General features: G+C 72.8%; 21 protein-coding genes and 1 pseudogene. 6 read left to right on the forward strand and 16 right to left on the reverse strand.

Annotated elements, in window-relative coordinates; translation table 11 throughout:
* Window positions 1-297: phage holin family protein (locus ACLU3S_RS14145; RefSeq protein ID WP_413952163.1), on the reverse strand; the 297-nt coding region annotated here is incomplete at its 3' end.
* Between the two features lie 81 nt (window positions 298-378).
* Between ACLU3S_RS14145 and ACLU3S_RS14150 the strand changes: the two genes are divergently transcribed.
* Window positions 379-726, forward strand: coding sequence for a VOC family protein (locus ACLU3S_RS14150; RefSeq protein ID WP_413952164.1), 348 nt, complete (start codon window positions 379-381; stop codon window positions 724-726).
* 5 nt (window positions 727-731) lie between these two features.
* On the opposite strand, the gene ACLU3S_RS14155 is transcribed toward ACLU3S_RS14150, so the two are convergent.
* The 10 genes from ACLU3S_RS14155 to ACLU3S_RS14200 form a co-directional block, all read right to left on the reverse strand.
* Window positions 732-2,696 (reverse strand): DUF5107 domain-containing protein, encoded by a 1,965-nt coding sequence (locus ACLU3S_RS14155; RefSeq protein ID WP_413952165.1) that lies wholly within the window; start codon window positions 2,694-2,696, stop codon window positions 732-734.
* A 72-nt stretch (window positions 2,697-2,768) separates the two neighbouring features.
* Entirely contained in the window at window positions 2,769-3,320 is a 552-nt protein-coding gene (locus ACLU3S_RS14160; protein ID WP_413952166.1) for a GNAT family N-acetyltransferase, read from the reverse strand.
* A gap of 122 nt (window positions 3,321-3,442) precedes the next feature.
* The gene (locus ACLU3S_RS14165; RefSeq protein ID WP_413952167.1) at window positions 3,443-4,366 is read right to left on the reverse strand and encodes a S66 peptidase family protein; all 924 of its coding nucleotides are present in this window, start codon (window positions 4,364-4,366) and stop codon (window positions 3,443-3,445) included.
* On the reverse strand, window positions 4,363-6,369 hold the full coding sequence (locus ACLU3S_RS14170) for a prolyl oligopeptidase family serine peptidase (RefSeq protein WP_413952168.1): 2,007 nt from the start codon (window positions 6,367-6,369) through the stop codon (window positions 4,363-4,365). The genes ACLU3S_RS14165 and ACLU3S_RS14170 overlap by 4 nt, the downstream gene beginning before the upstream one ends.
* A gap of 32 nt (window positions 6,370-6,401) precedes the next feature.
* Window positions 6,402-7,706, reverse strand: coding sequence for a M20/M25/M40 family metallo-hydrolase (locus tag ACLU3S_RS14175; protein ID WP_413952169.1), 1,305 nt, complete (start codon window positions 7,704-7,706; stop codon window positions 6,402-6,404).
* Entirely contained in the window at window positions 7,699-8,532 is an 834-nt protein-coding gene (locus ACLU3S_RS14180; protein ID WP_413952170.1) for a M55 family metallopeptidase, read from the reverse strand. The genes ACLU3S_RS14175 and ACLU3S_RS14180 overlap by 8 nt, the downstream gene beginning before the upstream one ends.
* A gap of 107 nt (window positions 8,533-8,639) precedes the next feature.
* Complete coding sequence (locus tag ACLU3S_RS14185) at window positions 8,640-9,359, reverse strand: class I SAM-dependent methyltransferase (protein ID WP_413952171.1); 720 nt, start codon at window positions 9,357-9,359, stop codon at window positions 8,640-8,642.
* A 138-nt stretch (window positions 9,360-9,497) separates the two neighbouring features.
* Window positions 9,498-11,963, reverse strand: a complete 2,466-nt coding sequence (locus ACLU3S_RS14190; RefSeq protein WP_413952172.1) for a SpoIIE family protein phosphatase — start codon at window positions 11,961-11,963, stop codon at window positions 9,498-9,500.
* 153 nt (window positions 11,964-12,116) lie between these two features.
* Window positions 12,117-14,513: an MFS transporter gene (locus ACLU3S_RS14195; RefSeq protein ID WP_413952173.1), complete on the reverse strand. Its 2,397-nt coding sequence runs from the start codon at window positions 14,511-14,513 to the stop codon at window positions 12,117-12,119.
* A 153-nt stretch (window positions 14,514-14,666) separates the two neighbouring features.
* A complete protein-coding gene (locus ACLU3S_RS14200; RefSeq protein WP_413952174.1) occupies window positions 14,667-15,110 on the reverse strand; it encodes an SRPBCC family protein in 444 nt (147 codons plus the stop codon).
* A gap of 136 nt (window positions 15,111-15,246) precedes the next feature.
* Between ACLU3S_RS14200 and ACLU3S_RS14205 the strand changes: the two are divergent.
* Both ACLU3S_RS14205 and ACLU3S_RS14210 read left to right on the forward strand, forming a co-directional pair.
* Window positions 15,247-15,457, forward strand: a pseudogene (locus ACLU3S_RS14205) (radical SAM protein); the annotation flags it as partial.
* Between the two features lie 112 nt (window positions 15,458-15,569).
* Complete coding sequence (locus ACLU3S_RS14210; protein ID WP_413952175.1) at window positions 15,570-15,779, forward strand: hypothetical protein; 210 nt, start codon at window positions 15,570-15,572, stop codon at window positions 15,777-15,779.
* Between the two features lie 711 nt (window positions 15,780-16,490).
* On the opposite strand, the gene ACLU3S_RS14215 is transcribed toward ACLU3S_RS14210, so the two are convergent.
* Both ACLU3S_RS14215 and ACLU3S_RS14220 read right to left on the reverse strand, forming a co-directional pair.
* On the reverse strand, window positions 16,491-16,886 hold the full coding sequence (locus ACLU3S_RS14215) for a DUF6415 family natural product biosynthesis protein (RefSeq protein WP_413952176.1): 396 nt from the start codon (window positions 16,884-16,886) through the stop codon (window positions 16,491-16,493).
* Window positions 16,883-17,095 carry a hypothetical protein gene (locus tag ACLU3S_RS14220; protein ID WP_413952177.1) on the reverse strand — a complete coding sequence of 71 codons (213 nt, stop codon included), beginning with the start codon at window positions 17,093-17,095 and terminating at the stop codon, window positions 16,883-16,885. Before ACLU3S_RS14220 ends, ACLU3S_RS14215 begins: the two co-directional genes overlap by 4 nt.
* A gap of 187 nt (window positions 17,096-17,282) precedes the next feature.
* Between ACLU3S_RS14220 and ACLU3S_RS14225 the strand changes: the two genes are divergently transcribed.
* Window positions 17,283-18,578 carry an XRE family transcriptional regulator gene (locus ACLU3S_RS14225; protein ID WP_413952178.1) on the forward strand — a complete coding sequence of 432 codons (1,296 nt, stop codon included), beginning with the start codon at window positions 17,283-17,285 and terminating at the stop codon, window positions 18,576-18,578.
* A gap of 4 nt (window positions 18,579-18,582) precedes the next feature.
* Here the strand turns inward: ACLU3S_RS14225 and cutA are convergent, their stop codons facing one another.
* From cutA to ACLU3S_RS14240, 3 genes are all read right to left on the reverse strand, one after another.
* Window positions 18,583-18,909 carry a divalent-cation tolerance protein CutA gene (cutA, locus tag ACLU3S_RS14230; protein ID WP_413952179.1) on the reverse strand — a complete coding sequence of 109 codons (327 nt, stop codon included), beginning with the start codon at window positions 18,907-18,909 and terminating at the stop codon, window positions 18,583-18,585.
* Window positions 18,910-19,106: 197 nt separating this feature from the next.
* Window positions 19,107-19,328 carry a hypothetical protein gene (locus tag ACLU3S_RS14235; protein WP_413952180.1) on the reverse strand — a complete coding sequence of 74 codons (222 nt, stop codon included), beginning with the start codon at window positions 19,326-19,328 and terminating at the stop codon, window positions 19,107-19,109.
* Window positions 19,329-19,352: 24 nt separating this feature from the next.
* The gene (locus ACLU3S_RS14240) at window positions 19,353-21,092 is read right to left on the reverse strand and encodes a pentapeptide repeat-containing protein (RefSeq protein ID WP_413952181.1); all 1,740 of its coding nucleotides are present in this window, start codon (window positions 21,090-21,092) and stop codon (window positions 19,353-19,355) included.
* A gap of 382 nt (window positions 21,093-21,474) precedes the next feature.
* Here ACLU3S_RS14240 and ACLU3S_RS14245 point away from each other — a divergent pair, with 382 nt between their 5' ends.
* Complete coding sequence (locus ACLU3S_RS14245; RefSeq protein WP_413952182.1) at window positions 21,475-21,888, forward strand: DUF3761 domain-containing protein; 414 nt, start codon at window positions 21,475-21,477, stop codon at window positions 21,886-21,888.
* Between the two features lie 86 nt (window positions 21,889-21,974).
* Entirely contained in the window at window positions 21,975-22,097 is a 123-nt protein-coding gene (locus ACLU3S_RS14250) for a hypothetical protein (RefSeq protein ID WP_413952183.1), read from the forward strand.
* Window positions 22,098-22,245: the final 148 nt, after the last annotated feature.

Raw genomic sequence — 22,245 nt, forward strand, 5'->3', positions numbered from 1 at the left:
GCCGTGGTCCGGACGGGCCGCGCCGCGCAGCGCGTAGGCCACCACGCCCATGACCGCCGCGGTGATCAGCGCGGCCGCCCAGCCGGGCAGTCCGGTCGCCAGGGCCAGGCCCACGGCGAGCGCCACCGCGCCGCCCGCGTACAGGGCGGCGGCGCCGGACGCGGCGTACAGCATCGCGGTGCGGCGCTGCTTGCGCGTCTGCTCGCGCAGCTCGTCACGCACCGTCTCGCGCGCCACCTGCGCCAGTTCCACGACCAGTTGCCGGTCCAGATGCTCAAGATGATCCAGTCGGTCCATGGCACACGGGTACCCGCCGGACACGGCGGGTAACTCCGGGGGCCCTGCACCGCCGGGGCCGGCCCAACTAGGCTCGTCCGCATGGAGATTCTGGGCGCCTCGCTGCGCATCTGCGTCGATGACCTCGAGTCCGCGATCCCCTTCTACGAGCGTCTGGCGGGCGGCAGAGCGCTGCGGTTCGAGCGCGGTGGCGTCCAGGTCGCCGCGATCGGCTCCTTCCTTCTGATGAGCGGCCCCGAGGCGGAGCTGGACATCCTGCGCAAGGTGGCGGCCACCATCGCCGTGAAGGACGTGGACGAGGCGCACCGGCTGCTCACCGGCCTCGGCGCCCGGATCCTGGCCGGTCCGGTGCCGACGCCGATGGGCCGCAATCTGCTCGCGATGCACCCGGACGGCTCGGTGTTCGAGTACGTGGACCAGCGGGGCTGAGCCGCTCAGGCCGAATCCGGCCGCATCCGGAAGTCGTAGCGGGCGGGCAGCGGCTGATCGGTCAGCCGGGCCCACACCCGGCCGAGGACGTCCGCGCCCTCCCGCAGGTCGGCGACCTCGAAGCCGTCGTCGAAGACGGCCCGCGCGTCCACCGGCCGGCCCTCGGCGAGCAGCAGTTCGGCCTCCAGCAGCCGGAAGCGGCCGCGTCGGCGCACCCCGGTCAGCAGCCGGTCCCACACGGCCCGGGCGTCCGCCGTCCGCCGCACCCGCAGCAGCGCTTCGAGGGCCTCGCGGCCGAGCGCGGCCACGGCGGCGGTCCAGGCCTCGCCGTCGTCGCGCCGCTCCCGGCACAGGTCGTCGAAGGCGTCCGCGTACCGATCGGCGGCCCGCTCGTGGTGGCCGGCCTCCTGGTCGGCGACGGCCAGGCAGCGCAGCAGCGGCCACAGCGAGGGCGCGAGCGGCAGCGCCCGCTCCCAGCTGCGCACCGCCTGGGCGCGGTCGCCGGCGTGCCACTGGGCGATGCCGAGGTGGTACTCGGTGTGCGGACCGGCGGGCGCGGTCTCCAGCATGTCCCGCCAGTGCGGGGCGACGAGCGTCTCACCGGGCGGCCGTACCCGGCGCGGCTCGGGCAGCGAGCCCGTGCGCAGCAGCTCCCGCCAGGGCTCCTGGGCCTCGCCGAGGGCCGACTCGGGAAACGGGGTGCCCGGCAGCTTCCAGTCGGCCCGGAGCACTTCGAGCGCGCCCCAGCCCGAGCCGGTGGCCAGCGGCTCGCCGGGCTCGGTGTCGGCGTACGGCCGCCACGCCGCGTACGCCTCCTTGACCCGTTCCCGCGGCAGCACCGCCGCCAGCCGCTCCTCGGCCCGCCGCACCGCCTGCCCCCACTCCCCCTCGGGCGCGGAGTCGAGCGGTCCGTACGCCTCCAGCCACGACACCTCGCTCTCGGCGTCGAGGCGGACGTGCTCCAGCTGGGTGCGGGCCAGGCCGGCCTGGATCTCGCAGTAGCCGCCGGTGCCGGGCTCGGTCAGCCACTCCTGCCAGCGCCGGCCGCCCGGCAGGTGGCCCCAGACGAAGAGCTTGCGGCCGCGCAGGGCGTCGGTGGAGGTCTGCACCAGCCCGTGCCCGTCCGCGTCCAGCGCGGCGATCCAGCGGCGGCGGCCGTCGGGGACCTCGTAGAAGTAGTCGGCGGCATATGGGCTGTTGAGGGGGTACGTCCGGTCGGCGCCGTCGTACGACGGGACCGGCACCCGGCGCAGCCGGCGCTCGTAGCCGAAGTGCCAGGCGGCCCCGTCGGCGGGCGCGAGGACCCGGACCTCCTCGGGCACGGCGATGTTGGACCACCAGTAGGCGGGCGCGGGCCTCTCGTGCGGGTTGCGGATGCGGACGCCGACGAGGAGGAAGTCGGAGCCCTCCGGCAGCCACAGGTCGACCTGGAAGGGGAGGTCGCGCAGCCGCTCCCACTCCCACAGGCGCAGCATCTCGCCGCCGTCCGGGGCGGGGACGCGGGCCGCGTGCAGGGGCGCGCAGGACAGGGTGGTGTGACCGGTGGCGCCGATGTTCCATTCGATGCCGCCGGAGTACCAGGCGCCGTTGAGCGCGAAGTTGGCGGGCTGGAACACCGGGTTGCGGTAGACGAGTTCGCGGCCGGTCGGCAGGTGCACCAGGGACGCGACGCGGCCGCCGAGGCCGGGCAGGACGGTGGCGCGCAGCCGGTCGTTCTCCAGCACCAGGGCGTCCAGGGACCGGGGTGTGCGGGTTCTGCCGTAGCCGTCGCGGACACGGACCGGCAGCAGGCTGCGCAGCGGCTCGTAGCCGACCTGGCGGGCCATGTCCCGGGGCATGCCGTCCCGGTCGCGGTCGTCGATGCGGTGGACCTCGTCGAGCGGGCGCAGCGGGGGCAGGGGGTTGTCCGCTCCCAACGGCGCGGCGGGCAGGGTCAGTACCTCACGTCGGATCCTCGTCACGACGACCATGGAACCCGGCGTAGGGTGACTCGGCCAGGGGAGCTGCCGGTCAGGATTGCGCAAAGGCGCCGGGCGGGACGATCAGCCTCCGGCCCGCATCTCGGCGGTGAGCGCCCAGCGTTCGTGGTCGCGCCAGGCGCCGTCGATGTAGATCATGTCCGGGGAGAAGCCCTCCAGCCGGAACCCGGCGCCGCGGGCGAGCGCGATGGAGGCGGTGTTCTCCGGCTGCACGTTGATCTCCAGCCGGTGCAGCCCGAGCGGGCCGAAGGCGTACCCGATCACCAGCTCCAGGCCCTCGCGCATCAGGCCGCGCCCGGCGGCGTGGGCGAACGCGCCGTAGCCGAGGGCGCCGCACTGGAAGCCGCCCCGGACGATGTTGTTGATGTTGATGAAGCCGGCGATGTGCCCGCCGTCCCGCTCGCACACCAGGAAGCCGGCCTTCGCCGCGTCGTCGATCAGCCGGCCGGCGTAGGCGGTGTAGCCCTCGTCGCTGTCCGGCGGGAACAGCCACGGCCGGTGCAGGTCCTTGCTCTCCCGGGCGCGCGCGGTGAACTCCGGTCCGTCCTCAAGGGTGAAGTGACGGATGCCCACGCGGGGGCCTTCGGCGAGGTAGTGGGGCGTGCTGTGCGGCATCGGGCCAGCTTACGCGGCGCCGGACACGGGCGGCACGCGGCCGGCGGCGCCCCGGTCAGCGCAGCGCGGGCTCGTCCAGGGTGAGCGTCGCGGCGTCCGCGTCGAGCCGGACCACGCCCCCGTCAGCGCAGCGCGGGCTCATCCAGGGTGAGCGTCGCGGCGTCCGCGTCGAGCCGGGCCGCGACCCCGAACGGGATCGTCAGCGCGCCCTCGCAGTGCCCGAACCCGAACCCCTCCACGACGGGCACCCCGAGCCCGCCGAGGCGGTCGGCGAGCAGCGCCCGCACCTCGGCGTCGTCCGCGCAGCGCTCCCACGAGCCGAGGAGCACCCCGCGCACCCCGTCGAACCACCCTGCCCGCAGGAGCTGGGTCAGGTACCGGTCCAGCCGGTACGTCTCCTCGCCCACGTCCTCCAGGCACACCAGGCCGCCATCGGCACACGGGCGGGCGTGCGGGGTGCCGCACTCGGCGGCCAGCAGGCTCAGACAGCCGCCGAGGGTCACCCCACGGGCCCGGCCGGGGACGAGGGCCCTGCCGCCGGAGGCGATGGTGCGGACGGTCTCCGGGGTGAAGAGCGTGGCCCGCAGATGCTCCTGGGCCCGGGTGTTCTTGACGAAGTCGATCCCCGCCGCCATCGGCCCGTGCAGCGTGACGAGTCCCAGGCGGGTGGCGAAGGCCTCGTGCAGGGCGGTGATGTCGCTGAAGCCGACGAAGACCTTCGGCCCGGCCGCCCGCATGGCCTCCCAGTCGAGCAGATCGACCATGCGGTGCGCCCCGTAGCCGCCGCGGGCGCACAGCACCGCGGCGACGGACGGGTCGCACCAGGCGCTCTGGAGGTCGGCCGCGCGGTCGGCGTCGCTGCCGGCCAGGTAGTCGAACGCGCCGTGCCGGTCCAGCACATGGGGTGCCACGACCGGGTCGAGGTCCCAGCCGCGCAGCACGTCGAGGCCGGCCTGCAGCCGTTCCTCGGGCACCGGCCCGCTGGGGGCGACGACGGCCACCCGGGCGCCCGCGGCCAGCCGCCCGGGCCGCGTGAGTGCGTTCACGTGTGCAGCTCCAGTCTCGGGACGTCGGGCACGTCCAGCTTGAACACCTGGGCGTACAGGGACAGTTCGGCCTCCAGGGCGCGGACCATGGTGTCGGCGCGGCGGAACCCGTGCCCCTCCCCGGCGAAGGTGAGGTAGGCGTGCGGCACGTTCCGGCCCGCGATCCGCGCGAGGAAGCGCTCGCACTGGACGGGTGGGCAGATCACGTCGTCCAGGCCCTGCAGCAGCAGGAACGGTGCGGTGAGCCGCTCGGCGTGGGTGGTCGGCGAGCGCTCCGCGTACCGGGCCGGCACCTGCGTGCGCGGCCCGATCAGCGACTCCAGGTAGCGGGACTCGAAGTCGTGGGTGTCCTCCGGGCCCCAGGTGGCCAGGTCCAGGACCGGGTAGAGGATGGTGCCGCAGGCGTAGACGTCGGTCGTGGTCAGGGAGGCGGCGGTGGTCCAGCCGCCGGCGCTGCCGCCGCGGATCGCTAGCCGCCCGGGGTCGGCGGTGCCCTCGTCGGCGAGGGCGCGGGCGACGGCGGCGCAGTCCTCGACGTCGACCACGCCCCACTGCTCGCGCAGCCGCTCGCGGTAGGCGCGGCCGTAGCCGGTGGAGCCGCCGTAGTTCACCTCGGCGACTCCGATGCCCCGCGAGGTGAAGTAGGCGATCTCCAGGTCCAGAACGAGCGGCACCCGGCTGGTGGGGCCGCCGTGCGCCCAGATGACGTAGGGCGGCAGCTCGCCGTCGGGTGCGGTGACGCCGGGGTGGTGCGGCGGGTAGACGTGGGCGTGCACCTCGCGGCCGTCCGGTCCGGTGAAGACCCGGATCTGCGGCTCGGGGTAGTACGCCGGGTCGACGGGGTCCCGGTGTCGGGCGCCGATCGCGCGGGCCCGGCCGGTGGCGGTGTCGAGCTCGACCACCTCGTGGGCGGTGCGCGGGCTGGCGCCGACCGCGGCCACGCGGGCGCCGTGGGCCGCGAGCATGCCGGTGAACTCGGTCCACGGCCCGGCGGCGTCGACGATCTCCCCGGTCCCCGGGTCGAGGATGCCGAGCACGGCCGGCCCCTTGCCGTGGACGATCGCGATCAGCCCGTTGTCGAGCGGCGCGAACCAGCGCAGGCCGAGCATCCACAGCGGTCCGGCGAACTCCTCCTCGCGCGGGCACAGCGGGGTCCCGTCGCGGTAGAGGTTCCACCAGCCGCTGCGGTCGCTCGCGTACAGCAGCCTGCCGTCCGGGGACCACTCGACCTGTGCGACGGCCTCGCCGGGCCCGCCGGCGACCGTCCGCGCCTCGCGCAGCGTACCGTCCTGCCCGACCTCCGCGACGAGCAGCTCGGTGCCCTCCCACGGCATCCGCGGATGGTCCCAGGCGAGCCAGGCCGCACGCCGGCCGTCGGGCGAGAGCCGGGGCCCGGTGACGAACCGGTGGCGGCCGTCGCCGAGTTCGCGCACGGCGCCGCGGTCCTCGGCGGCCGAGCCGTCCAGCGGTACGGCCGCGATGACGCGCCGCACGTCACCGGAGCCCGCTCCGGTGAACTCCTCCAGCACGCACCACACCTCGCCGCGCGCGAGGTCCACCCGCGGCTCCGCCCAGCGCAGTCCGCCGCCCACCTCGGACACCGGGGTCAGCGGGCGCGGCTCGCCGCCGGGCTCGTACCGGTAGAGGCGCTGGTCGGCGAAGTTCACGAAGACCACGAGCGGCCGGCCGTCCCGCATCACCCCGGTCCAGGGCCGGCCGCCGTACTCGATGACCCGGCTGCGCACGTTCCAGGGTGCGGGCAGCACCGTCTCCTCGGTGCCGCCCGCCCGTCTCCCGCCACCGCCCTGCCAAGGAGGCGCTTCGCGCCCCACCTCCTGATTCCGGCGCCGGACCAGGGCGCGGCGGCCGCCCTCGCCCGGGCGGGGCTCGGTCCACCAGGTCTCGTCGCCGACGAAGCCCAGCCACTCCGGCCGTCCGTCGTGCGCGGCGGCCAGCGCCGCGTCCACGGGCGACGGCCACGATCCGTACGGTGCTTTGCGCATCTCCTTCTCGCTCCCCTCTCGTCCCCGCTCGACTACGCCGTCCGCAGGAAGCGGTCGAGGACACGGACGCCGAACTGCAGGGCCGCCACGGGCACCCGCTCGTCCACGCCGTGGAACAGCGCCTGGTAGTCGAGTCCTTCGGGCAGCTTCAGCGGGGCGAAGCCGTAGCCGGTGATGCCGAGCCGGGAGAACTGCTTGGCGTCCGTGCCGCCCGACATGCAGTACGGCACCACGTGCCCGTCGGGCGCGAACTCCTCCACGGCGGCCCGCATCCTGGCGAACGTCGGCGAGTCCACCGGCGCCTGCAGGGCGACCTCCCGGTGCGCGAACTCCCAGTCCACGTCCGGGCCGGTGAGCCGGTCCATGGTGGAGGCGAACTCCTCCTCGCCGCCCGGAAGATAGCGACCGTCGACGTGGGCGACCGCCTCACCGGGGATGACGTTCAGCTTGTAACCGGCGTCCAGCATGGTCGGGTTGGCGCTGTTGCGGACGGTCGCCTCGACCAGCTTGGCCGCGGGGCCGAGCTTCTCCAGCAGCCGGTCGACGTTCGCGAAGTCCGGCTCGATGCCGTACAGCGCGGCGAGTTCGGTGAGCGCGGCCCGCACGGTCGGCGTGAGCCGCAGCGGCCACTCGTGCTCGCCGATGCGGGTGACGGCGGCGGCGAGCCGGGTCACCGCGTTCTCCTTGTTCACCTTCGAGCCGTGCCCGGCCCGGCCGCGCGCGGTGAGCTTCAGCCAGCCGGTGCCGCGCTCCCCCGCCGCGATCGGGTAGATCTGCCGGCCGGCGCCGTCGTGGAAGGTGAAGGCGCCCGATTCGCTGACGCCCTCGGTGCAGCCCTCGAACAGCCCGGGGTGCGTGTCGGCGAGGAATCCGGAGCCGTCCTCGGCGCTGGCCTCCTCGTCGGCGGTGAACGCGACGACGATGTCCCGGCGGGGCCGTATCCCCTGCCGGGCCCAGGACCGGACGACGGCGAGGATCATCGCGTCCATGTTCTTCATGTCGACGGCGCCCCGCCCCCACACCACGCCGTCCCGGATCTCGCCGGAGAACGGGTGCACGCTCCAGTCGGCGGCCTCGGCGGGCACCACGTCGAGGTGACCGTGGACCAGCAGGGCGCCGGCGGACGGGTCGGTGCCCGCGATCCGGGCGACGACGTTGGTGCGGCCCGGCGTGCGCTCCAGCAGCAGCGGTTCCAGGCCGGCCCCGGCCAGCCGCTCGGCGGCGTACTCGGCGGCGGGCCGCTCCCGGCAGTCCCCGCCGCCCCGGTTGGTGGTGTCGATCCGGATCAGGCCGGAGGTGAACTCCACCACCTCGTCCAGGGCCTGCTGGTCAGCCATACTGCTCCTCCACGGCGGCAGAGACGATCGTGGTGACCGCCTTGAACGTGCGGATCCCCTCGTACATCGTGGCGCTGGTGTACGCCACCTTCCGCTCGGCGATCCGCGCGACGCCGGGGACGACGGTCGCGGACATGGCCAGGTGCTCGGCGTCGAACTCCACGGCGACCGTGAACGGCCCGGCCTCGACGGGTTCGTGGCGCACCGCCAGGCGGGCGGCCTCCCGGGCGGCGGCGCGGATGTCGGCGGCGGTGCGGGCCGGGGTGCGGCACACCGCCGCGTACCGCGAGACGTGGTCCTTGACGGCCACCTTCCGTGCCTCGGGCGCGTAGCCGAGCGCGTCCTCGCAGGCCACGTCGTCGCCGGTGACGAGCACGACCGGGACGCCGTACTCGGCGACGACGCGCGCGTTGAGCAGGCCCTCGCCGGCGCGGACGTCGTTGAGCCACACCCCGGTGATCTGGTTGGCGAGGTAGGTGTGGGCGAGGACGCCCTCCATGCCGGCGCCGGCGTGGTAGCCGACGAACGCGACGCCGTCCACGTCGCCGTGCTGGACGCCCTCGACCATGGACAGCGTCTTGTGCCGCCCGGTGATCATCTCGACCCGCTCGTCGAGCCGCTCCAGCAGCAGGTTGCGCATGCTCCAGTGGGCCTCGTTCACCAGTACGTGCTCTGCCCCGGCGTCGAAGAAGCCCTCCGCCGCGGCGTTGACGTCCGAGGTGAACATCGACCTGCACCGCTCCCACTGCGGCGTCCCGGGCAGCACGTCGCCGGGCCAGGTGACGCCGGTCGCCCCCTCCATGTCGGCACTGATGAGGATCTTCATGCTGCGCACGTTACGCGCCGGGCGACGGACAGGCTACGACCCCGCCGCAACGGACCGCGACGCGGCGCCGGCGCCCGGCACACGCCGCCGCGCCGCGTGGGCTGCGCTCACTTCCCTGCCAGCACGAACCAGCGTGCGGGCAGGTCGATGCGGGTGCCGTCGGACAGGTGCTCGGTCTGCGGCAGGGTCGTCTCGCCGCCGGCGAGGACCCTCAGGCCGGCCCCGGCGAGCAGCCGCGGAATCTCCTCGTCGTCGGCGTCGGCGGGCTTGAGGCCGTGGTGGAAGACGCGCCGGAGCTTGGGTCCGGGGCCGCCCGCGTCGGACGCGGCGCGCCTCAGCACGTCCCGGGAGCCGGAGGTGAGCTCCACGACGAAGGCCCGGCCCTGGCTGCCGATGATCTCGGCGACGGCGGCGGCGACCGCGGGGCGCGCGGCCGGCTCGCTCTGGTGGATGACGGCCCGCATGTAGACGTTGCTGTCGCCGAGCCGGTCGTGCAGGGCGCGCACGGCCTTCGCGTCGGTCAGGTCCAGTTGCTCGAACTCCGCGGCCTCGCCGTTCGCGGCGCGGCGGGCGTGTTCGACGGCGGCGTGCGAGAGGTCGACGCCGACGGCGCGGGCGAACCGGGTGGCCAGGTAGCGCGTCTGGGTGCCGTTGCCGCAGCCGAGGTCGACGATGGTGCGGGCCGCGTCCGCGTACGGCAGGAGCAGGGCGCTGTGCGGCGCGGCGGCCAGTGAGGGATCGGAGTCCCAGATGGCCTCGCCCGGAGCGTCGGACGTCTGGCTCCAGTAACTCTCCCACGCACTGCGGTAGTTCTCCGAGACGTTCATGCGCTCTCCCCAACGGTCGGTTCCGTGATCGGAATATCGCGGGGACCGGGAGTGGGGCAAGGGGAGAGCGGCCACCTTCACCGGACGTACCGACCCCGGCCATCGGCGGGGCGCGCGCCTCGGTGTCGCGCACCCCCGTCAGCGGCTTCCGGTGATGCCCTGCTCGAACCAGACGGTCTTGCGGTGCCCGGTGGCGCTGGCGCCCCACTCGCGGGCGAGCCGGCTGACCACGCGCAGTCCGCGGCCCGACTCGTCGAGCGGGCCGGGGTCGAGCATGGCGGGCAGGGCGGGTTCGTCGTCGGTGACCTCGAACAGCAGCGCGTCGGTGCGCACCACCCGCAGCCCGATCCGGTCGCTCCCGGCGTGCCGGACGGCGTTGGTGACGACCTCGCTGACCAGCAGCTCGGCACTCTCCACCGCCTGCGGCAGGCACCAGCTCAGCAGCCGGTCGCGCACCAGCCGGCGGGCCCGGCCCACCTCGCGCGGATCGGCGTCGAGACGCCATTCGGCGACGTGGTCGCCGGGGATGCCGTTGAGGCGGGCCATGAGCAGCGCGACGTCGTCCTTGCGCCCGCCGCGCGTGTTCAGCGCGCGGATGATGGTGTCGCAGGCGTCGTCCATGGAGGCGGCCGGGTGCGCGGCGGACTCGCAGAGCGCGGCCAGGCCCTCGCCGATGTCGGTGCCGCGCACCTCGACCAGGCCGTCGGTGCACAGCACCAGCCGGTCGCCGGGCCGGACCCGCACCCGGGTGGCCTCGAAGGGGACCCCGCCGACGCCTATGGGGGCGCCGGTGGGCAGGTCGAGGAGTTCGCTGCTGCCGTCCTCGGCGCGCACCAGCACCGGCGGGATGTGCCCGGCGTTGGCGAGGTGCAGCTCGCCGCGGATCGGGTCGTACACCGCGTACAGACAGGTGGCGAGGTAGTTGTCCCCGAGTCTGCGGGCCAGGTCGTCGAGGTTGCGCAGGAGCTGGGCGGGCGGGGTCTCCATGGCGGCCATGGTCTGCACGGCGGTGCGCAACTGGCCCATCATCGCGGCCGAGTTCAGGCCATGGCCCATGACGTCGCCGACCACGAGGGCGGTGCGCGAGCCGGGCAGCTTGATGGTGTCGAACCAGTCGCCGCCGATCCGGCCCAGCCGGGTGCCGGGCAGATAGCGGGTGGCGACGTCGCATCCGGCCATCCGCGGGGTCACCTGCGGCAGCATGCTGTCCTGCAGGGTGTCCGCGACGTTCTCCTGGTAGGTGTACATGCGGGCGTTGTCGAGCACGAGGCCCGCGCGGGCGGCGAGTTCGGCGCCGGTGGTGCGGTCCATGTCGTCGAACTGCGGCCGGTCGGGGCGGCGCATCAGCACCATGAAGCCGAGGACGACGTTGCGCGCCTTCAGCGGCACGATCAGCAGGGAGCGGCCGGTGATGAGCGGCCTGAGGTCGCGCTTCTCGAACTCGCCGGAGATGCGGTTGCCCAGCTCCTCGGTGACCCGCGGGACGAGCACCGGTTCTCCGGTGCTCATGCACTGGTAGAACGGGGTGTGTTCGGGGAAGGCGAAGGACTCGCCGACCGGCACGGTGTCGTCCCAGCGGCCCGGTTCGTCGTTGTGCTCGACCCACACGCGGAACATCACGGTCTGCGCGTCCGGCGGGCCGTCCGGGAAGCCCTCGCCGGCGAGGACGGCGGCCCGCAGGTGGGTGCCCGCGAAGTCCGCGAACCGGGGCACGGCGGCGCTGGTGACCTCGCGGATGGTCTCGCCGAGGTCGAGGGACGAGCCGATGCCGGAGCTGACCTCGTTCAGGAACTCCAGCCGCTCGCGCACGGCGGCGTACTCGAGGTCCTGCTCGGCGCCGGCCGGGACGGCCACCGGGGCCACCCGCTGCCGCGGTACGACGGCCTCGGTGCGGGTGCGCCCCGGGCGGCGGGGCACGCCCCAGTACGGGGTCACGGGCACCCGGTCGAACTGGCTGAACTCCAGTACGGGGTAGCCGAGTTCGAGGACCTGGGAGACGATGCGGCCGCTCAGGCCCGGACCCATGTTGGGCAGGATCTCCGGCAGCCGCCGCTCGAGCTCCTCGGAGGCGGGCAGTTCGGTGTGGCGGGCGAAGCCGGGCGAGATGCGTTCGGCCGTCTCGTCGTCGTAGCCGCGCTCCGCGCGCAGCCGGGTGGCGTCGGCGGCGAGCACGAGCAGCCGGGCGGGGCCGGGGCCGATCAGCGGATACGCCCACCACAGCACGTCGAGCCGCTCGCCGTCCGCCTCCCGCGGGCCTGCCGGCCGGTGCGCGAAGACGCGGGCGCGGCCGGCCGTGGCGTAGCCGGTGTGCCGGCCGAGTGAGACCTCCAGGTCGGGTCCGGGCTCCTCGTACGCCGGGCAGGCGTCCGGCGCCGGGTCGGCCTGCAGGTTCTCGGGGAGGGCGCCGGAGACCGGGAGCAGGTCGGCCGCGGCACGCCCCACGGCGCCCTCCCTGGGCACGCCGAACAGGCGCCGCGCGCCACTGCTCCAGTGGGACACCAGGCCGTTGCGGTCCACGACGACCACGGCCAGCGGAATCCGGCCCGCCTCGGTGTCGCCGGCGCCGCGCCCGGGAGGCGTGTCCCGCTCGCTGCCACGGTCCATGACCCAGGCCCTTTCTCCCCACGGCTGTCCGCAGGCGATCTGTGCCGCCGCCCACTACGGTACGGCGGCGGCCGGTGGCGATGTGTGGCAATCCTGGAATTGGTTTCACATGATCGCACCGGCGCGCAGCTCAGCGGCCTGCGGGCGGTCCCCTCAGTCCTCGTGGCCCAGTTGGAGGTCGCGTTCCGTGCGGCCGCCGCCCGCGACCTGGAGCACGGTGGCGACCGGCGGGTAACCGGCGGCGATGACCGTGTACTCGCCGGACGAGAGGTCGACGAACCGGAACGTTCCGTCAGATCCGGTGGTGAGGGTGTCGACGACGTTCCCGGCGGCGTCGAGGAGTGTCACGCGCGCGTCCTCGACCGGGCGGCCCCCGCTCGCCCGGACGGTGCCCCTGAGCACGGCGCCGCCCGCGAGTTCGACGTCCTGCCGCGTCTCCCGGGAGGCCTGCACGGTGACCGGGAGGGCGGCCGGGCGGAAGGCGGGGGCGCTGGCCGCCAGGGTGTACTCGCCGGCGACCAGCTCGGTGATGACGTAGCCGCCCTCCCGCCCGCTGCGGGTGCCGGCGACGACCTCGCCGTGCACGTTGGTGAGGGTGACGGCGGCGTCCCGCACGGGGCTGCCGTCGGCGGTGAGGACGCTGCCGGCGAGCCGCCCGGCGCCGCCGAGGACGACGTCGAGCTCGACGGGCCGCTCCCCGACGGTGACGGAGACGGCCTGGGGCTGATGGCCGCCCGCGGCGGCGATCAGGACGTACGACCCGGAGCCGGGCGTGCTGAGCGCGTACCGCCCGTCCTCGCCGCTCGCGCCCCGGCCGATCTGCGCTCCGGCGACGTCGATGAGGGTGAGCGCCGCGCGGGGCACCACGGTGCCGTCGGGGTGCTGGACCGTGCCGCAGACGGGGATTCCCGCGGCGTACGGCGACCGCGCCTGCGGGATCGCGGCGCTCGTGGACTCGGGCTCCGTGTCGGCGCTGTTGTGGGACACCAGTGGTTTCTCCTTGAGGAAGAAGGCGATGAGCAGGCCTAGGACGAGCACCGGGACGAGATAGAGGAAGATCCGGGGCATCGCGTCGGCGTAGGCGCGGATGTAGGCGTCGCGCAGGGCCGGGGGCAGCGCGTGGACGAGCTGCGGGGTGATGGACTCGGGGTCGGGCAGGGCGGCGCCCGCGCGATGGGGCAGCTCCCTGCGCAGGGAGTGGGTGAGCCGGTCGGCGAAGAGGGTGCCGAAGACCGCGGCGCCGACGCTGCCGCCGATCTGCCGGAAGTAGTTGTTGGCGCTGGTGGCGGTGCCGAGGTCGGCGGGCCGTACGGAGTTCTGCACGGCGAGGACGAGGACCGGCATCACCATGCCGATGCCGGCGCCGAGCACGGCCATCCAGATGCTGTAGTGCAGCCGGGGCGTGCCGGCCTCCAGCCGGGACAGGAGCCACATGCCGACGGCGGAGACGGCGCCGCCGAGCACGGGATAGATCCGGTAGCGGCCGGTGTGGCTGATCAGCTGCCCTCCGATGATCGACGCGCCGACGATCCCGGCCATCATGGGCAGCATCAGCAGCCCGGACTCGGTGGCGCTGGCCCCGTCGACCATCTGCAGGAAGGTCGGCAGATAGCTGGCGGCGCCGAACAGGGCGACACCGATCACGAGGCCCACCAGCCCGCTGACGTTGAAGACGGAGTCGCGGAACAGCCTGAGCGGGATGAGCGGTTCGGCGGCGAAGCGCTCGGCGACGAGGAAGAGGACGACGGCGACGAACGCGCCGGCGCCGAGCCCGAGGATCGTCCGTGAGTCCCAGGCGTACTCGGTGCCGCCCCAACTGGTCAGCAGCACCAGACAGGTGGACGCGGCGGCGAGCAGGAGCGCCCCGGGCACGTCGAGCCGGCCACGGGTGCGGGGCCGCGGGAGCTTCAGGACGGCGGTGACGACGGCGAGGGTGACCAGGCCGAAGGGGACGTTGACGTAGAAGCACCAGCGCCAGGAGAGGTGGTCGGTGAAGTAGCCGCCGAGCAGGGGACCGGCGACCGAGGCGAGGCCGAAGGCGGCGCCGATCAGTCCCATGTAGCGGCCGCGCTCCCGGGGCGGCACGATGTCGGCGATGATCGCCTGCACGCCGATCATGAGCCCGCCCGCGCCCACGCCCTGGATCGCGCGGAAGGCGATCAGCTGGTCCATGGTCTGCGCCCGGCCGGCGAGCGCGGAGCCGACGACGAAGACGGCGATGGCGAACTGGAAGACGCCCTTGCGGCCGAACAGGTCGCCGAGCTTGCCGTACAGGGGCAGGCCGATGGTGGAGGTGAGGAGGTAGGCGGTGATGGCCCAGGACATCCGGTCCAGGCCGTGCAGCTCCCCGACGACCTTCGGCAGGGCGGTGGCGACGATCATCTGGTCCAGGGCGGCCAGCAGCAGCGCCAGCATCAGCCCGAGGAACACCAGCCGCACCCGGCGCGGCCCCGGCGGGGCGGCGGGCGCGGGCGGCGGCGCGGCGGTGGCCCGCTGCCCGGCGGCCTGGGCCACGGCCGGCTCCTGCTCCACCAGAGTCGTCCCGCCCACGTACCGCTCCCCTCGTCGCACCAGTCGCACATTTCCCGCGTGAGGCGACAACTGCGAACAACTGCGGCGAGTTACGGCATGGATCCGGTCGGCCGGTGGATCCACCCGAACCGGTGAAGGGGCGCAACGCCCCTTCACCGCCCGGGGTTTGGCCTACTTCTCGACCTCGGCGGCCAGCCTGGCGAGCATGGCGTCGTAGATCCGGCCGAGGCCCTTGGGCGCGAAGGTCTTCTCGAAGAAGCCGCCGATGCCGCCGGCCCCCGTCCAGGTGGTGGTCACGACGACCCGGGACCGGCCCTCGCCGGCCGGGGTGACGCGCCAGGTGGTGACCATCGACGAGTTGCGGTCCTTCTCGACCAGCTCGCCGTCGGTGGGCTCGCTGACGTCCATGAGGCAGTCGCGGATCCGCTTGCTGGTGGCCTGGAGCTTCCAGTGCACGAGGGTGCCCGCGCCGTCGCCGCCCTCGCGCACCTCGTACTCGCTGAAGTGCTCGGGCAGCAGCTTCTGCCGCGTGTCGCGATAGTCGGCGAGGGCGTCGAACACCTTCTCCGCGTCCGCCGCGACGACCCGCTCCGTAGTGGCCTCGACCTGCGCCATTGCATTCCTCCAGGACCTGATTGCTCGGGGCTCGGGAAAAGCCAACCACCCCGGCACCCGGCCCCCCAAATCGGGGGCCGCACGATCATGGGAACACATGTTCTATTGTGGGGTCAGTGCTACCGAGGAGGGGGTCATGCGCTGGGAGAACCTCACCGTGGAGTCCGGGGAGCACGGGGGAGCCAGTGCACTCCGGGGAGCCCGGGGAGCACGGCCAGGCCGCCGAGACCGCGCTGTTCGGCGCGGACGCCACCACGAGGTGCGCGCCCGCTCCTGTCCTCAACCGGGTGCCGGGGGCCTCGCGCATGCCGTTCGAATGGACGGTCAATCCGTACCGGGGCCGCACGTGGGGCTTGCGCTCGCGCCGTCTCCTGTCGCGGGACGGTCAATCCGTACCGGGGCCGCACCCACGCGTGCGTGCACTTCCGTCGACGACACGGATTAGCTCGGGGAGGCCAGATGCTCAGCGCCCATGACGCGGACAAGACATGGACGGCCATGACCAGGTCGTTCCCGAGCCAGGGAGCGCCACACAGACACCGCACCGAGGCAGGGAAGGCCGCATACGCGGCACTGCTGCACGATCCGCCGGCCGGCGGGGAGTCCAGCCCCCAGGCCGGGCAGTGGCTCCTGCTGCGGGACCGCACCGCCGCCCGCTTCAGCACCTGATGCCCATTCCCCCGGTCGGTCCTCCGCACCCGGGGCTTTGTCCTCGTCGACCGACAGTGAGGATTGGCGATGGCATCGCTCGGGGGTCTGGCTCTCCGACTGGGGATCAGGACACGCGGGTTTCAGCCCGGCAGGCTGCCCAGTCCCGGGCGGCGGCAGTGAGCACGGCACGGTGAGGCATCGGACGGGTCCGCTCCCAGTCCTCCCATGCGGCATGAACGGTCCGCGCGAACAGAGTCACGGTCACCGGATCGCTGCCACGGTAAGCAGGCACCTGCCGGGCGACCCCTTCGGCCTGCTCGGGAGTGTGGCCGGCCCCGATAAGCCGGGGAATGGTCAACGCCGTGTCGGCCCATGCGGGCTCCTGGACAGGCTAGAGCCCAGTCCAGGAGCAGCAGGTCGCCGCGGCCGGTCACGAGCATGTTGTGCGGGGACATGTCCGTGTGTGCGAGCGTCCGCCCCGCCAGACCGGACGGCACGTCGTCAGGCAGGAAGCCGGCCCAGCGAGAGTGGGTGTCCGGGACAGGACGGTCAGGGTCCCGTCCCGCCGGCGCCTTGCGGGGCGCTGACGGGACGGGCGACTGGAGGGGCTGCGGCCCTGACCCGGAGCGGCCGCCATGGGGGTGCGTCAGTGCGGTTGCCTCGCGAGCACCACGGCGAGGACCGGGCCGGTGACGGCCGCCACGTACACGAGCAGCCCACTGATCGTTCTCACGGCTGCCCGGCCGCCGGTGCCTGGTCGTGCAGTTCCTCGTAGTGGCGGCAAAGCGCGTTGACGCAGCGGGCGAGCTTGCGGGCCACGGAGACGCGCACAGCCGGTGTCGAGCCGTCGCCGACGCCGAGCTTGCGGCGGGCCTCACCGACGCAGGCGCGCGCGCAGTACCGGGCGGGGCTGTCCTTCGGCAGCCGCCCGGCCTTCGCCTCCACCTCGGGAATCAGCAACTGCAGGTGGCCGCACAGCAGCGCGGTGAGCGTGCCCAGCTCTCCGGGTGCGGGCGGAAGCGCGTCGGGCCCGTCGTCCGGGCCGAGCAGCTTGGCGGCGGTCTCGCGCATCGCCGCGACGTCCACCGGGGCCGTGAGGCTGCCGTTGCGTACTGCCGCGTTCACTGGCACACCGCCTGCCGGGTCCGGCAGCGCAGGCAGCCGCACGGCGGGAAGGCCGTGCCGAGGCCGACCGGCATCGGCTGGTTGCCGTACGCCACGGTGACCGTGCCGCGGTCCTGGGTGATGGTGCCGGCGCGGTTCACGGCGTAGACCCGCATCGTCATCCCGCCGCCCCGTGTCTTCGACGGGGGCCGGGCGGTACCGTTCGTCATGTCGACGCTCCCTCACTGGTTTGAGCGTTGGCCATGCCCCGGGAGGTCTCACCACCTCGCCGGGGTCTGTGCATCAACACTCCAGCCTCAGGGAGTCCTTCGCTTGCCCGCCGCAGGTATACCCATGGTGGGTAGGCTTGGTGGCAGACCAGTACGAGGGGCTGTCACTGCACGACGAGGGCGTCTGATGATCGGTTACGAACCGCCGACTGCGTTGCCGCGTGAGCTTCTGGAGCGCGCGGACATGCAGGCCGCCCTCGCCTCGCATGATTTCGGGACCGTCTTCTTACTGGCACGCAGCGAGGCAAGGATCAGCTACTCAAAGATCGCGGCGGAGTGCGACATCAAGCCGAACCGGGTCGGCGAACTGGCCCGCGGACAGGGAAGCGTGACTACCTTCGAGAAGATCGCACAGATCGCTGATGCGCTCCGCATCCCCGGACACATGCTCGGCCTCGCACCCCGCGAGTGGGAAGCCGCCACCCTTGCCGCTGACGGAGACGGAGACGACTTGCGGCGCAGGCAGTTCTTCAAGACCTCAGTGGCAGTCGGCCTGGCGGCCGGCCTTCCCACCCTCACCCGGCCCCCAGTCGGTCGGACGATCGGAAGCGACTACCCCCAGCTGCTGCGTGAGCGGACCGCGCGCCTTCGCCGCCTGGACGACGTCCTCGGCGGCGGCGACACCTACCGGGTCTACGTCAGCGAGTACCAGTACACCAAAGCCCTGATCCGCGACCGTAGCCACAGTGAGACAACGAGGCGCAACCTGTTGTCGGTGCTCGCCGAGCAAGCCCAGCAGGCCGGATGGGCAGCTTTCGACGCCGGCCGTACAGCTGATGCCGCGAGCCTGTACAAGGCCAGCCACCACGCGGCCACCGGGGCCGGGGACTCGGCGCTCGCCGGGAACGCCCTCGCGTTCCTCGCCTATCAGACGGCCAACCGTGACGCCGGGGCGGAGACGGCGGCCCGCTCGGTCAAGGAAGCCGGCCGCGATGCCCCGCCAGGGGTACGCGCGCTGTTGAACGAGCGCCTCGCTTGGGCGTACGCCGTCGCTGGGCGCAGCACCGAGACGGAACGCGCCCTGGACGCCGCTCAGGAGGCCCTCGCAGAAGCCGACGGCGAGCCGCAGCCTGACTGGGTGGCCTGGGTGGACGCCACCGAACTGCAGATCATGACGGGGCGCTGCTGGACGGAACTGCGCAGACCGCTACGTGCCGTGCCCGTGCTGGAGAAGGCGCTGAGCCGCTACGACGACACCCATGCGCGCGACAAAAGCCTGTACCTGTCGTGGCTGGCCGCTTCGTATCTGCGCGCCGGTGAAGTCGAACAGGCGGCCAAGGTGACCGGTCGCGCGCTCGACCTGTCCGCCGAGGTCGCCTCGGTCCGCCCCCGGCAGCGCCTCACCCCGCTCGTCGATCAGTTGCGTCCGCACCATGGACTCTCCGCGGTCGCCGATGTCCTGGAGAAGGCCGCCTCGGCTTGATGCCCTATTCGCCCCGCGTGGTGTTGGCGGCGATCCAGTCCAGGCAGCCCTTGGACCCGGCCGCGATGGGTACGGCAGCAAGCTCGGGATTCTGCCAGGGATGGTGCTTGAGGATGTGAGCTTCCAGCTGCGGGTACCGCGCCGCGGTGGTCTTCAGCAGCAGCCGCCATTCCTCGCCTGTGCCGAACTCGCCGTCGTGCCAGAAGGCAGAGATGACGGGACCGATGATCTGAGCGCCTGCCGCCAGCCGCTCACTGACGATGGACCGCGCCAGCTCAACAGCCTGATCACGAGTGGGCGTTGCTGTGGATACCTGCACGAAGTCACTCATGGGCGGGAGCCTAACGCCCCACCGTACGCCCTTCTGCGACCCTTTGGCGCCACCGCCTGAGCCGGAGGCTGCGCGGCTGCCAGGGTTCACGAACGGTGACGTCCACCGCGAGGCACGCCTACGAGGTCCTAACAGCGCGAGTGCGTGACCTGTATGCGGGGCGCCGTTGAGGGCAGCGCGTGAGCCGGCCCGTCCGACTAGGTGAGCTGCCAGCCCGACAGCCGGCCGTCCGCGCCGACCTCGGCCGTCAGCCGCATGCCGGGCAGGTCACCGACCGGGACGCCGACGGCCGCCGCGATGTCGGCGGCCGGGTAGCGCTCCGGCTCGGCGCGCTGCTCCGGCGGCACGTCGGCGGCGACCAGCTCGGCCTGGTCGCCTAACAGCAGCAGGACTCGGACGGTGAAGCGCTCGGTGGTCACGGGTTCATCCTCTCCGTGCGGTGGTCAGCGTTTGATGCGGCCGCGTACGGCGAGTGCGGCCAGAGCGAGCAGGGTCGGCTCCAGCAAGCGGGAGGCCATCTCTATGTAGGTGCCGAGGGTGGTGAGGTTCTGGCCGGAGGAGCGGAAGATCACGGAGTTGACGGCGACACGGGTGGCCTTCTCGGCGCGTGGCCATGTCATGCGCTGGGCCCAGCCGCCGTTGAGGGCGGGATCGGGTGTGCTGGTGTTCAGGGTGATCTTGCTGCCGTGGACAGTGCCCGTGGTGGCCGGGTCGGGGTCGTGGGCCGGCAACCCGAAGCCCATGAGCAGCAGCACCGTCACGCTCATGGCCGCGAGCAGCCAGGTGAAGGCGCGGGCGGCGCGCAGGCCGTAGCCGGACAGGAGCCAGTACGCCCATAGCAGACGGCGCTCGCCGGGCGGGGTACCGGTGCGGTCGTGGCGACGCATCTCGCATTCGCCGTAGTAGAAGTCGGCGGCGCCGGGTTCGTTCTTGCCGTCCTCGAAGGCCTTCCGGAGCTGCCGGTACAGTGCGGCCACGTCCTCCGGGTCGGGGGTGAGCCCGGGGTCGGAGTGATGCGGGCCAGGACGCCACTGATCTTCCGGGGGCGTACTGCCCGGAGGAAGGGTCGGCTGGCCGGCGGTCTGCGCACGCCAGTGGTGTTCCTCTGCGAGGACACGCCGACGGGTGAAGTGAACGAGTCGTACGCCGCGACGATGCCAGCCGGTGGGGGCGCCGGAGAAGGTGGTGCTTCCCTCCAGGCGAATCTGGTCGAGGTGAAAGGCGCCGGAGAACAGGCAGTCGGTCAGGTCCATGTCGGTCAGCACCAGGTGCGCGGCATCTACGCCCTGCACTGACGCAAGCCGCACCCGCGCCGAGGGGCTTGGTTGCAGGCCTGGGTTGGCTAGAAGATCCTCACTCACAGCCGTGCCGTGGTGGATGAAGGGGGTGGGAGGGGTGAGGACCGCGGCGGGGGCGGTCAGGACCGCGTGACTGAGGTTCACGGCCGCGTATCGCACCCGCACGGCCGCTGTCGACTCCCACCGCGTCCGCTCACACACCACCCTCCGCGCCGCTATCTCCAACGTCACCGGCAGGCCGAACACCGCACCTGACAACACCACCTGCCCCGCGCACACCAACGGCCCCAACACCGACGCACGTTCAAAGGCCGCCTCGTAGAACGAAGCGGTGTCGGAGAACCGCGCCCCGTCAAACGAGGCGGCGCTGGAGAACTGCGCCCCGTCGAATGCGGCGACCCCGGAGAACTGCGCTTTCATGAACAAGGCGCTGCTCGTGAACTGCGCTTTGTAAAACCCGGCCCTGCTGGTGAACTGCGCACCGTCGAACATGGCGTCGCCGGAGAACTGCGACTCCTGGAAGTTGGCGCTGGTCGCGAACTGCGCCACATTGAACACGGCGTCGCCGGAGAACTGCGCCCAGTTGAAGATGGCGTCGCCGGAGAACTGCACCTCTAGAAGCCAAGCATCGCCGGCGAACTTCGCCCGGTTGAACATGGCGCAGCCAGTGAACTGTGCCCAGTTGAACATGGCGTCGCCGATGAAGTGCGCCGTCTTGAAGTGGGCGTCGCCGGAGAACTGCGCCCCGTCGAACACGGCGTCGCCGGAGAACTGCGCCCCGTCGAACATGGCGTCGCCGGAGAACTGCGCCTCGCGGAACTGGGTGGCGCCGAGGTGAGGTTTGCCGGTGCTGGGATCACGGAGCGCGCTGAGGAGCTGGTCCACTAGGCCTTCGGTGAAGGAGGTGCCTCGATGGTCGATGTCAGCGCCGGGAGCCAGGTTGGCCAGGTAGAGGTCTCGGTCTGTGTCGGGCAGGTGGAAGCAGGCGTTTCGTGCGGAGAGTTTCCCACCGGTGGCGGCGCCGCTCCTCCGGTGGGTGACCAGCGTCCTGACGGTTCGCGGAGCCTGCCGCGACTCCGGGCTGCCCCGCCTCTTCGGGTCACGAATGTGTGACTGCTACACGAAATCTCCACATGGGCGTCACACCTGCCGCTACCGTCTTGCCCCTCCACGCACCCTGGGGGGACTCATGAGCTACCCGTACATGCCGCCACCGCCACCGCAACCGCCCATACGCACCGTTCCGCGGTGGGCTCGGAAGCGGTTCGTGCTGCCCGCCGTCGGCTTCGCCTTCCTTCTCGGCATCGGCGCCGGTGCCGGCGGCCAGAACAACGGGACCGACGCAAAACCGGCGGCCGACAAGGTGCGGCCGGTGGCGACGGTCACCGCCACGGCCACGGCCACGGAGACCGCGCAACCGAAGCCGGCTCCGACGGTCACGGCGACGAAGACGGTCAAGGTGAAGGTGACCGTGACCGCGCACGCAGCGGCTGCGGGTTCGGGCAGCGGGGGGAGTTCGTCGGGCGGGTCGTCCGGGAGCGGCGGCTCCAGCTCGTCGGGAGGCTCCGTCGGCGCGGGCAACGGCGCTACCGCCCGCTGCAACGACGGCACCTACTCGTACGCCGCCCACCACCAGGGCGCCTGCTCGCACCACGGCGGAGTGGCCGTCTTCTACAAGTAGACCGTAGGGGCAACGAGCCGCCCGGCTGCCGTCGTTGACCAGTCGGGCGGCCATCTCAGTCTCAAGAACGCTTCGGAAGGAGTCCGGTGATCGGCCTTGCCATTTCCCTTGTCCGGCTGCCCCTGCGGCTCTGCTTCGGCATGATCGACATGATGTTCTGGATGTGCACCCTCGGGAAGCTGGACCCCAGAACCCGCCGCTTCGTTTGACCTGCATTGTGTGGGTTTGGGCTCTGCCCCTCCCGGACCCGGGTTCGCACGGGCCGCCCTGACGGGACCTGTTGCCGCAGGTGCGGCTGAGCGACCCGGCGCTGCGACGGTGCAGGCGGAGATCGCTGCGGCAGCTGCTCCGTGGGCG

The sequence above is a fragment of the Streptomyces sp. AF1A genome, assembly GCF_047340315.1.
Taxonomy (GTDB): domain Bacteria; phylum Actinomycetota; class Actinomycetes; order Streptomycetales; family Streptomycetaceae; genus Streptomyces.

What these genes read in the sequence shown, in the direction of transcription:
- ACLU3S_RS14190 (WP_413952172.1), bottom strand. Translation starts at nt 11,963, where the DNA reads ATGGACCGTGGCAGCGAGCGGGACACGCCTCCCGGGCGCGGCGCCGGC.
- ACLU3S_RS14220 (WP_413952177.1), bottom strand. Translation starts at nt 17,095, where the DNA reads ATGACGAACGGTACCGCCCGGCCCCCGTCGAAGACACGGGGCGGCGGG.
- ACLU3S_RS14210 (WP_413952175.1), top strand. Translation starts at nt 15,570, where the DNA reads ATGCTCAGCGCCCATGACGCGGACAAGACATGGACGGCCATGACCAGG.
- ACLU3S_RS14185 (WP_413952171.1), bottom strand. Translation starts at nt 9,359, where the DNA reads ATGAACGTCTCGGAGAACTACCGCAGTGCGTGGGAGAGTTACTGGAGC.
- cutA (WP_413952179.1), bottom strand. Translation starts at nt 18,909, where the DNA reads ATGAGTGACTTCGTGCAGGTATCCACAGCAACGCCCACTCGTGATCAG.
- ACLU3S_RS14170 (WP_413952168.1), bottom strand. Translation starts at nt 6,369, where the DNA reads ATGCGCAAAGCACCGTACGGATCGTGGCCGTCGCCCGTGGACGCGGCG.
- ACLU3S_RS14160 (WP_413952166.1), bottom strand. Translation starts at nt 3,320, where the DNA reads ATGCCGCACAGCACGCCCCACTACCTCGCCGAAGGCCCCCGCGTGGGC.
- ACLU3S_RS14225 (WP_413952178.1), top strand. Translation starts at nt 17,283, where the DNA reads ATGATCGGTTACGAACCGCCGACTGCGTTGCCGCGTGAGCTTCTGGAG.
- ACLU3S_RS14155 (WP_413952165.1), bottom strand. Translation starts at nt 2,696, where the DNA reads ATGGTCGTCGTGACGAGGATCCGACGTGAGGTACTGACCCTGCCCGCC.
- ACLU3S_RS14175 (WP_413952169.1), bottom strand. Translation starts at nt 7,706, where the DNA reads ATGGCTGACCAGCAGGCCCTGGACGAGGTGGTGGAGTTCACCTCCGGC.
- ACLU3S_RS14200 (WP_413952174.1), bottom strand. Translation starts at nt 15,110, where the DNA reads ATGGCGCAGGTCGAGGCCACTACGGAGCGGGTCGTCGCGGCGGACGCG.
- ACLU3S_RS14150 (WP_413952164.1), top strand. Translation starts at nt 379, where the DNA reads ATGGAGATTCTGGGCGCCTCGCTGCGCATCTGCGTCGATGACCTCGAG.
- ACLU3S_RS14180 (WP_413952170.1), bottom strand. Translation starts at nt 8,532, where the DNA reads ATGAAGATCCTCATCAGTGCCGACATGGAGGGGGCGACCGGCGTCACC.